The sequence below is a fragment of the Jeotgalicoccus meleagridis genome (assembly GCF_903994045.1).
GTDB classification, from domain to species: Bacteria; Bacillota; Bacilli; order Staphylococcales; family Salinicoccaceae; genus Jeotgalicoccus; species Jeotgalicoccus meleagridis.
Window position 1 is genome coordinate 1,743 of record NZ_CAJEWD010000001.1, and the last position, 2,994, is coordinate 4,736.

A 2,994-nucleotide genomic window follows, 5' to 3' on the forward strand; every position below is an offset into this window, starting at 1 on the left:
AAGTATTGCACATTGAAAACCGTATAGAAGTAAAGTAAAGAGAAAAAAGATTTCATATTCGAGACGAATAGAAACGAGAACGCAAATGTATCGAAAGATACACTCACACATTTCATTACGATTAAGTAGTGAAGGGCGCACGGCGGATGCCTAGGTACCAAGAGCCGATGAAGGACGGAACAAACACCGATATGCTTCGGGGAGCTGTAAGTAAGCGATGAACCGGAGATTTCCGAATGGGGAAACCCAATACCGCGAGGTATTATCCTAACGTGAATACATAGCGTTAGCGAAGGACACCTGGAGAACTGAAACATCTTAGTATCCAGAGGAAGAGAAAGAAAGATCGATTCCCTGAGTAGCGGCGAGCGAAACGGGAAGAGCCCAAACCAGCATTTGCTGGGGTTGTAGGACATTCACAACGGATTGAGACATTTAAACGAATGGTCTGGGAAGGCCAACCGTAGGGGGTAAGAGTCCCGTAGTTGAAAGATGAATCAATTTAGAATGTATCCTGAGTACGACGGAACACGAGGAATTCCGTTGGAATCCGGGAGGACCATCTCCCAAGGCTAAATACTCCTTGGTGACCGATAGTGAACCAGTACCGTGAGGGAAAGGTGAAAAGCACCCCGGGAGGGGAGTGAAATAGAACCTGAAACCGTGCGCTTACAAGTAGTCAGAGCCCGTTAAGGGGTGATGGCGTGCCTTTTGTAGAATGAACCGGCGAGTTACGAATATATGCAAGGTTAAGCAGTGAATGTGGAGCCGCAGCGAAAGCGAGTCTGAAACGGGCGAATGAGTATATGTTTGTAGACGCGAAACCAGGTGATCTACCCATGACCAGGCTGAAGTTCAGGTAACACTGAATGGAGGGCCGAACCGACTTACGTTGAAAAGTGACCGGATGAGTTGTGGGTAGGGGTGAAATTCCAATCGAACCTGGAGATAGCTCGTTCTCTCCGAAATATATTTAGGTATAGCCTCATATTAGCATCGTGGAGGTAGAGCACTGTTTGGATAAGGGGCCCATCCCGGGTTACCGAGTTCAGACAAACTCCGAATGCCATCGATGTGATGTATGGGAGTCAGACAGTGGGTGATAAGGTCCATTGTCGAGAGGGAAACAGCCCAGACCACCAGTTAAGGTCCCCAAATATATGTTAAGTGGAAAAGGATGTGGCGTTGCACAGACAACTAGGATGTTGGCTTAGAAGCAGCCATCATTTAAAGAGTGCGTAATAGCTCACTAGTCGAGTGACGCTGCGCCGAAAATGTACCGGGGCTAAACATATTACCGAAACTGTGGATTAAAATTTATTTTAATGGTAGGAGAGCGTTCTAAGTGCGGCGAAGCATGACCGGGAGGACATGTGGAGCGCTTAGAAGTGAGAATGCCGGTGTGAGTAGCGAAAGACGGGTGAGAATCCCGTCCACCGAACGACTAAGGTTTCCAGAGGTAGGCTCGTCCGCTCTGGGTCAGTCGGGACCTAAGCCGAGGCGAAAAGCGTAGGCGATGGCCAACAGGTAGACATTCCTGTACCAGAAGATTGCATTTGAGTGAAGTAGTGACGCAGTAGGAAAAGATGAGCGCGCGGAAGGAAGAGCGCGTCCAAGCCACGAGGCAGCATGTTAGGCAAATCCGGCATGCATGAATGTTGAGTGGTGATGGGGAGCCGAAAATAGTAGGCGAAGCATACGGACTCACACTGCCAAGAAAAGCTGCTAGCAAGTAATATTCTGCCCGTACCGTAAACCGACACAGGTAGTTGGGAAGAGAATTCTAAGGTGAGCGAGCGAACTCTCGTTAAGGAACTCGGCAAAATGACCCCGTAACTTCGGGAGAAGGGGTGCTTATAGAAATATAAGCCGCAGTGAATAGGCCCAAGCGACTGTTTACCAAAAACACAGGTCTCTGCCAAACCGAAAGGTGACGTATAGGGGCTGACGCCTGCCCGGTGCTGGAAGGTTAAGAGGAGTGCTTAGCGCAAGCGAAGGTACGAATTGAAGCCCCAGTAAACGGCGGCCGTAACTATAACGGTCCTAAGGTAGCGAAATTCCTTGTCAGGTAAGTTCTGACCCGCACGAAAGGCGTAACGATTTGGGCACTGTCTCAACGAGAGGCTCGGTGAAATCATAGTACCTGTGAAGATGCAGGTTACCCGCGACAGGACGGAAAGACCCCGTGGAGCTTTACTGTAGTTTGATATTGAATCTCGACTCCACCTGTACAGGATAGGTGGGAGCCAATGAAGCATGGACGTTAGTTTATGTGGAGGCACTGGTGGGATACCACCCTGGTGTGGTTGAGCTTCTAACCCGCAGCCGTGATCCGGCTGGGAGACAGTGTCAGATGGACAGTTTGACTGGGGCGGTCGCCTCCTAAAGAGTAACGGAGGCGCTCAAAGGTACCCTCAGAATGGTTGGAAATCATTCATAGAGTGTAAAGGCACAAGGGTGCTTGACTGCGAGACCAACAAGTCGAGCAGGGTCGAAAGACGGACTTAGTGATCCGGTGGTTCCGCATGGAAGGGCCATCGCTCAACGGATAAAAGCTACCCCGGGGATAACAGGCTTATCTCCCCCAAGAGTTCACATCGACGGGGAGGTTTGGCACCTCGATGTCGGCTCATCGCATCCTGGGGCTGTAGTCGGTCCCAAGGGTTGGGCTGTTCGCCCATTAAAGCGGTACGCGAGCTGGGTTCAGAACGTCGTGAGACAGTTCGGTCCCTATCCGTCGTGGGCGTAGGAAATTTGAGAGGCGCTGTCCTTAGTACGAGAGGACCGGGATGGACATACCACTGGTGTACCAGTTGTCGTGCCAACGGCATAGCTGGGTAGCTACGTATGGACGGGATAAATGCTGAAAGCATCTAAGCATGAAGCCCCCCTCAAGATGAGATTTCCCCAATAGATGCCTTATAGACGATAAGGTTGATAGGTTCGGCGTGTAAGTGTGGCAACACATTCAGCGGACGAATACTAATCCATCGA

General features: G+C 50.3%; 1 rRNA gene. It reads left to right on the top strand.

The annotated features are described in order from the left end of the window. Positions 1-119 precede the first annotated feature (119 nt). Positions 120-2,994 (top strand): 23S ribosomal RNA (locus tag JEOSCH030_RS00010); the annotation flags it as partial.